Origin of the sequence: Histophilus somni 2336 (assembly GCF_000019405.1) — a bacterium.
GTDB classification, from domain to species: domain Bacteria; phylum Pseudomonadota; class Gammaproteobacteria; order Enterobacterales; family Pasteurellaceae; genus Histophilus; species Histophilus somni.
Window position 1 is genome coordinate 1,409,276 of sequence record NC_010519.1, and the last position, 7,484, is coordinate 1,416,759.

6 protein-coding genes and 1 riboswitch are annotated in these 7,484 nt (G+C 35.7%); of the genes, 3 read left to right on the plus strand and 3 right to left on the minus strand.

Translation table 11 applies throughout. The features are described 5' to 3' along the window. Window positions 1–168 precede the first annotated feature (168 nt). Window positions 169–1,860, minus strand: coding sequence for a D-lactate dehydrogenase (gene dld / locus HSM_RS06480; protein WP_041605289.1), 1,692 nt, complete (start codon window positions 1,858–1,860; stop codon window positions 169–171). A 211-nt stretch (window positions 1,861–2,071) separates the two neighbouring features. On the opposite strand from dld, the gene dapD reads away from it, so the two are divergent. Continuing rightward, window positions 2,072–2,899, plus strand: coding sequence for a 2,3,4,5-tetrahydropyridine-2,6-dicarboxylate N-succinyltransferase (gene dapD / locus HSM_RS06485; RefSeq protein WP_011608938.1), 828 nt, complete (start codon window positions 2,072–2,074; stop codon window positions 2,897–2,899). Window positions 2,900–2,956: 57 nt separating this feature from the next. Here dapD and purU read toward each other — a convergent pair whose 3' ends face one another. Together purU and HSM_RS06495 are read right to left on the minus strand one after the other, a co-directional pair. Then, a complete protein-coding gene (gene purU / locus HSM_RS06490; RefSeq protein WP_011608939.1) occupies window positions 2,957–3,793 on the minus strand; it encodes a formyltetrahydrofolate deformylase in 837 nt (278 codons plus the stop codon). 61 nt (window positions 3,794–3,854) lie between these two features. Beyond that, on the minus strand, window positions 3,855–4,259 hold the full coding sequence (locus HSM_RS06495; RefSeq protein ID WP_012340417.1) for an H-NS family histone-like protein: 405 nt from the start codon (window positions 4,257–4,259) through the stop codon (window positions 3,855–3,857). 181 nt (window positions 4,260–4,440) lie between these two features. After that, window positions 4,441–4,612, plus strand: a riboswitch (Lysine riboswitch). 87 nt (window positions 4,613–4,699) lie between these two features. Here HSM_RS06495 and HSM_RS06500 point away from each other — a divergent pair. Beyond that, on the plus strand, window positions 4,700–6,247 hold the full coding sequence (locus HSM_RS06500; protein WP_012340418.1) for a Na+/H+ antiporter NhaC family protein: 1,548 nt from the start codon (window positions 4,700–4,702) through the stop codon (window positions 6,245–6,247). A gap of 124 nt (window positions 6,248–6,371) precedes the next feature. Further along, window positions 6,372–7,388 (plus strand): UDP-glucose 4-epimerase GalE, encoded by a 1,017-nt coding sequence (gene galE / locus HSM_RS06505; RefSeq protein WP_012340419.1) that lies wholly within the window; start codon window positions 6,372–6,374, stop codon window positions 7,386–7,388. Window positions 7,389–7,484: the final 96 nt, after the last annotated feature.

Below are 7,484 nucleotides of genomic sequence, written 5' to 3' on the forward strand. Positions count from 1 at the left end.
TATTAAGTAAAGGATACGAAAGAGCTGTATTAAATACTTTAATAGATTAAAAGTCAATAAGAATTATTCTTGATTGTGTAAGTAAAATTTTAAATTTTATGACCGCACTTTACACAAAAGGGAAAATAACTTGATTATTTTCCCTTTTAATTCAATTTGGTAAAGCGGTTATTGCCAATATTTTTTCTTTGAGGTTTGACCTATTCCCGGATTGAAACTATTTGTTGGGTCAAGGGCTTTGTAGAATTTGCGTAATTCCGGTTTTGCTTGATACAAATGCCCAACATTATGTTCCGCCGGATATTCCGCACCACGCTGATCTAATAAATCAAGCATTTGGTGTTCCAATTCTATACAATTATGACCTTTTTTAATGATATAGTCTTGGTGAAAAACATGGCACATAAAATGACCGTAATAAAGTTTGTGTATAATTTTATTTTCAATTTCAGCAGGTAATTTTTCAAACCATTCTTTGTCATTACGACGCAAGGCAACATCCAAAGCAACGATATCTTCAACATCTTTATCGTGAATTGCACGATAACGAATTGCAGCTGAAGCAACAGCAAAACGGTGTAACATTGCTGCTTGAGTTTCTTCTGCATTACATTGGAAATAATTACCTTTAGAGTTATCGGAAAAATACTCTTTTAAGTATTCTTGAGCTTCTTGAACACCTGTACCACCTATTTTTACAATAAGATGATGTTCATATTGGTCACGGTATTGCCATAAAGATTTCGGTAAATGTTCCGGCATCGCTTTTGATAAAATTTGCATAAACTTATCACTGAAATCATTGGGTAAAAAACTGACTTTTTTGGCGATTCGGTCAACTTTAGCTTTCAAGGCAAATAATTTAGGTAAGCGGTGTGTGCCAAATTTTTTAATAATCCAAAAAGTATCTTTACCGTATTTGGCGGCAATGTCAAAAGCATCACGATGAATATATTCGCCAGAGATTGGCAATTGTTGGAAATTAGCTAACATATGGCGACGAATGTCGTTTAACACATCTGTTTGATTTGTTCCAATGTAGAAAACTGCGGTATGTTTTTCCATCGGAAACGTATCTAAGCGGACTGCAAAAACAGCTAATTTTCCGGCACTCCCGGAGGTTTCATAATGTCGGCTTGGATCAGCGTTAAATCTTGCTGGAGAGTTTTCATCAATTTGGCGTACATGTTCGCAATAAGAATGATCGTGTCCTCTGCCACAATGTTGTTGAATATCTTTGCGTTGATAACGTTGGTTTTGTAAATTTTCCAAAATTTCTTCAGGATCATTACCTAAGTCAATGCCTAAATGATTTTTGAGTTCCAATTCTCCCTGTTCATTAAGTTGAGCATAAAGTGCCATTTCTGTGTAAGCCGGTCCTCTTTGCACCAATGCACCGCCTGAATTATTACATATACCGCCAATAACAGAAGCACCAATACAGGATGAACCGATAACGGAATGAGGCTCACGCCCATGTGTTTTTAATAAAATTTCCAATTCATTTAATGTCGAACCAGGTAAGCAAACGGCTTGCTCGGCATTATTGATTAGCTGAATACCGTTCATATACATTGTATTGATAATCACAATATCACGATCATAGTCATTACCGCTTGGTGTTGATCCTCCGGTTAAACCGGTATTTGCCGCTTGATTGATAATAATTACATCAGCCTCAACACAGGCTTTTAATACGTTCCAATATTCAACCAAATTGGTAGGGCGAACAACAGCAATCGCATTTCCGTTGCCAAAACGATAGCCGCTACGATAACTTTCAGTTTTACTTGGATCTGTAATAATAAATTTATTGCCTACAATGTCGGTGAGCTTGGAGATAAGTTGTTGAGTTGTCATCGTCATAAAATGTTCCTTGCTTATTTGAAAAAATCGACAACATTATAACAAATGAATGTTGACTAGAAATGATGAAATTCTATTCAATTATACAGTTTTTTTGATGATTAAAAAGATAATTGAGTTTGAGCTAACAATAAAAGATGAGTTTTGTTGAGAAATATGATACAAAAGACACCGAATTTTTATTTACTCTTAATTAGGAAACGATATGTCGAATTTACAAAATATTATTGAGTGTGCATTTGAACGTGTAGCAGAAATTACCCCGACAAATGCTGAAGCAGAACTTAGAGCGGCGGTAGATGAAGCGATTGAAGGATTAGATAAAGGTATTTATCGTGTTGCGGAGAAAAATGAACAAGGCGAATGGATTGTTAATCAATGGTTGAAAAAAGCGGTTCTTCTTTCTTTTCGTTTAAATGACAATGTTGTAGTTGATGGTGCAGAAACAAAATATTATGACAAAGTGCCGGTGAAATTTGCAGATTATGATGTAGAACGTTTTAAAACTGAAGGATTTAGAGCCGTACCGGGAGCGGTTGTTCGTAAAGGTTCTCATATTTCTAAAGGTGTTGTTTTAATGCCGTCTTTTGTCAATATTGGTGCTTATGTCGGTGAAGGGACAATGGTCGATACTTGGGCAACAGTGGGTTCTTGTGCACAAATCGGTAAAAATGTGCATTTATCCGGAGGCGTAGGGATTGGCGGAGTATTGGAGCCATTGCAAGCAAATCCAACGATTATCGGCGATAATTGCTTTATTGGTGCACGTTCTGAAATTGTGGAAGGTGTGATTGTTGAAGAGGGGTGCGTAATTTCCATGGGGGTATTCATCGGTCAATCAACCAAAATTTACGATCGTGAAACCGGCGAGATTTTCTATGGTCGTGTTCCGGCGGGTTCAGTCGTTGTATCAGGTAGCTTACCTTCCAAGTGCGGTAAATATAATCTTTATTGTGCAGTAATTGTAAAAAAAGTTGATGCGAAGACGTTAGGCAAAGTAGGCATTAACGAATTATTAAGAACTATCGAATAGTTAAAATTCATGTAGTTTCTATTATCTACCTGCCTCTTAACATAAGAGGCAGATTTTTTATAAAACGATAGTTTTATTTTGATACACAAAAATTCTGTCATGAAGTGCCAAATCTAAAGCCTGCGTTAGTACCGCTTTTTCTACATCACGTCCAGCTTTCATCATGGCTTCCGCATTATAAGTATGATCAACATTAATGACATTTTGCATAATAATTGGTCCCTGATCTAGCTCATTATTAATAAAATGTGCTGTCGCACCAATAATTTTAACCCCCCTTTCATAAGCTTGATGATAAGGTTTTGCACCGATAAATGCGGGTAAAAATGAATGGTGAATATTAATCACTCTATTGGGATAACGGCTGACGAATTCGGGATTTAAAACACGCATATATTTAGCCAAAACAATATAATCTGGAGCATATTCGTCAATTTTTTCAGCTAGTAATTTATCATGTTCTACTCGAGTTAATCCTTCATGGCTTACACAATGAAACGGAATATCAAAACGCTCGACTAACGAACATAAAGTTTCATGATTCCCAATCACAGCGGCAATTTCTACATCTAATCCGCCATAATAGGTTTTCATTAAAATGTCGCCTACGCAATGTGCCTCTTTGGTAACTAAAATTACAATACGTTTTCTTTTTGCATCAACTAAACGGCAATTTGTACCATTCGGTAAACTATAGTCTAAATCGGCAAGTAAAGTTTGTTGATTAAAAATACCTTCCAATTCAGTACGCATAAAAAAGTGTTTAGTTTCAAAATCAACAAATTCATTATTATGAATAATATTGAGCTGGTGTTTGTAACAAATATTAGTAATTTTAGCGATTAAACCTTTATCATCAGGACAATCTGTTAATAGGATTTTATTTTCAACCATAATAAATAGTGATTTATTGTGTTAAGTTAATAAAAACTTAAGTTAGAGATTTATAGCATGATTAAATTTCGAAATCAGCCAATGTTTTTCCTGTATTTAATTCCGCTTGCAGAGATAAAGGCATACGCCCCTGCCCCGTCCAAGTTTTTACTTTACCATTTTGATCTGTATACTGGTATTTTGCTTTGCGAGGAGCTATTTTTTTACGAGGGCGTTTAGTGGTAAAGGTTGGATCATCGACTAAATCAGTCAAGGTTAAGCCGTCTTGTGCTAGCAATGCTTTATATTTTGCGATACGTTCCAAACGTTCTTGTTCTTTTCGTTGATTTTCTTCAATTAGTTGACGTCGTTCATTTGTAATTAATTGAAATTTCTCCAATATACTTTCTAACTCTTGCAGAGTGAATTCTTTTGTTGCTACACGCAATGCTCGAATACTGGTTAATGTTTTTAATAGGTCAGACATTTTTACTCCTTAATTTTATATTGATAATTCGCTTTCAAATAATAACGAAAAAATATTTTTAGGTAAATCTTAATTTAAAAATAGTCTAAATTTTAATTTTATATATTAGTTTAATTATTTTACATTAATTATAGATTAATACTTGGAATTTTGATTTTCTTATTGTAATCTTACTCGCTCCTACATATGTAGAGGTGCGGCTGTTATAAGTAATTTTTTGAGTGGATAACGATGAAAAAAATGAAAGGAATAGTTGCCGAAATCAATTAAAAGTCATTTTAATTGGTTGGGGGCGTATTCGAAAGAAACGTCACTGTCATAGTATTTATCCACTATGGAGCGCTACTGGTTAGGTTGGTATGGGTTATTTCGATCACCTTATTTTAATTATATTTAAAATATCAATCTCAGTGGTTCTCCCTTAAATTAGGAAGAACAACATGGAACTTGTAAATTATTCCACATCTATTTATTCGGTTATTCCACCGATATTAGCTTTGCTATTAGCCATTGTAACTCGGAAAGTCATTTTATCTTTAAGCATTGGTATTATTACCGGTGCTTTAATGTTGACCAAAGATACATCCATATTGGATAGTATTCCTTATTTGTGGAATCATATCTCCGCTTTGGTTTATAGTATTGAAGAAAACGGCTCAATCGCATTTGCGTGGGACACAATAAATATTATCCTCTTTTTAGTTTTACTTGGTATTTTGACCGCACTTTTAACTGTATCCGGTAGTAACCAAGCCTTTGCTGAATGGGCTCAGAAACGTATTAAAGGTCGTCGTGGTGCAAAATTAATGGCGGCTGCTTTGGTATTCGTTACATTTATTGATGATTATTTCCATAGTTTAGCGGTTGGTGCAATTGCCCGTCCGGTTACGGATAAATTCAATGTATCTCGAGCAAAATTAGCTTATATTCTTGATTCAACAGCAGCACCTATGTGCGTTATGATGCCTGTATCCAGTTGGGGGGCTTATATCATTACCTTGATTTCGGGACTATTAGCAACTTATGCCATTACCGATTACTCTCCAATCGGTGCATTTATGGCGATGAGTTCAATGAATTTCTATGCAATTTTCTCTATTTTATTGGTATTTTTCGTGGCTTATTTTTCATTTGATATTGGATCAATGGCGAGACATGAAAGATTGGCATTAGAGAGAGGGGATACAGAAAGAGAAGTTGAAATACAAACAAAGATAAAAGGGCATGTACGAAATCTTGTTTTGCCAATAGTGGTATTGATTGTAGCAACTGTGGCAATGATGATGTATACCGGCGGACAAGCATTAATTGCTGACGGTAAAGCCTTTAGCGTGCTGGGTGCATTTGAAAACACAACGGTAGGGATTTCTCTCGTTGTTGGTGGAATTGCCTCAGTGGTGATGGTTACTCTCTGTATTTTAACTGATGGTCAGATTAGTTTAAATGAATATATTAAATCTTGGGGATTGGGTGCAAAATCGATGTCCGGTGCCATTTTAATTCTGTGCTTTGCATGGACGATTAATTCGGTTGTGAAAGATATGCAAACAGGGACATATTTATCCAGCCTTGTATCTGGCAATCTTCCTATTGCAACGTTACCGGCATTACTTTTCATCCTCGGTGCAGTGATGGCATTTTCCACAGGAACCAGCTGGGGAACATTTGGAATAATGCTACCAATTGCCGCAGAAATTGCATCAAATGCTGCCCCTGAATTAATGTTACCTTGCTTATCTGCGGTAATGGCTGGTGCAGTTTGTGGAGATCATTGTTCCCCTGTATCTGATACAACAATTTTGTCCTCTACCGGAGCGAAATGTAACCACATGGATCACGTAACAACACAATTACCTTATGCGTTAACATTAGCTATGGCAACAATTGTAGGCTACTTAGTTGTCGGTTTCACGTTATCCGGATTGTTAGGTTTTATCGCTTGTGGCGTAACATTAGCTGTTTTAATGTTAATTTTAAGAAAACGCTAATATCGTTTTAATTTTGTTTTTGAACCGCACTCATAAGTGCGGTTTTTATTAGAGCGGAGTTTAAAATAAGTGTAGAATGGACAAAAGTTATCGTTCATTTCTTATTTAGGAGTAGGAGCAAAACATGGCAATCTTAGTTACCGGCGGTGCCGGCTATATCGGTTCGCATACGGTTGTTGAATTATTGAATCATCATTTTGAAATTGTTGTTTTAGATAATTTATCAAATTCCTCGGAAGTTTCTTTACAGCGAGTACAACAAATTACCGGAAAAAATATCACTTTTTATCAAGGCGACATTTTAGATCGAGAAATACTACAGCGTATTTTTTCAACACATAAAATTGAAGCGGTGATCCATTTTGCAGGATTGAAAGCGGTAGGAGAAAGCGTAAAAAAACCGTTGCACTATTATCAGAATAATGTGAACGGTTCGATTACGTTACTGGAAGAAATGCTAAAAGCAGGCATATATAACTTAGTTTTTAGTTCATCAGCAACTGTCTATGGAGACCCTGAAATCATTCCAATTACCGAAACTTGTAAAGTTGGTGGAACAACTAATCCTTACGGCACATCTAAATTTATGGTAGAACGTATTTTACAAGACGCAGTGAGTGCAAATCCGCACTTGAGTGTTGTCATACTTCGCTATTTTAATCCTGTCGGTGCGCATGAAAGTGGTTTAATTGGTGAAGATCCTAATGGTATTCCAAATAATTTATTGCCTTATATCAGTCAAGTAGCAGTAGGAAAATTACCACAGCTTTCAGTTTTCGGTAGTGATTATGATACACACGATGGTACAGGTGTGCGTGATTATATTCATGTGGTCGATCTTGCAATTGGGCATCTAAAAGCACTGGAGAAACACCAAAATGATCCAGGTTGTCATATTTATAATCTAGGCACGGGAATTGGATATTCCGTTTTGGATATGGTAAAAGCCTTCGAAAAAGCAAATGATATTCAAATTCCTTATAAGCTAGTTGAACGCCGCCCAGGGGATATAGCAACGTGTTATTCCAATCCTCAAAAAGCATTAGAAAAATTAGGTTGGAAAACTGAGCGAGATTTAACACAAATGATGAAAGATACGTGGAATTGGCAAAAAAATAATCCTAATGGTTATAAATCGTAAGTCGTAAGTGAGCGTTTTAACATACGGATAAGACAATTCAGCTATCAACATTTTAATAACAACAGAACAACATTGATTGTTTCTGTTGTTATTTTA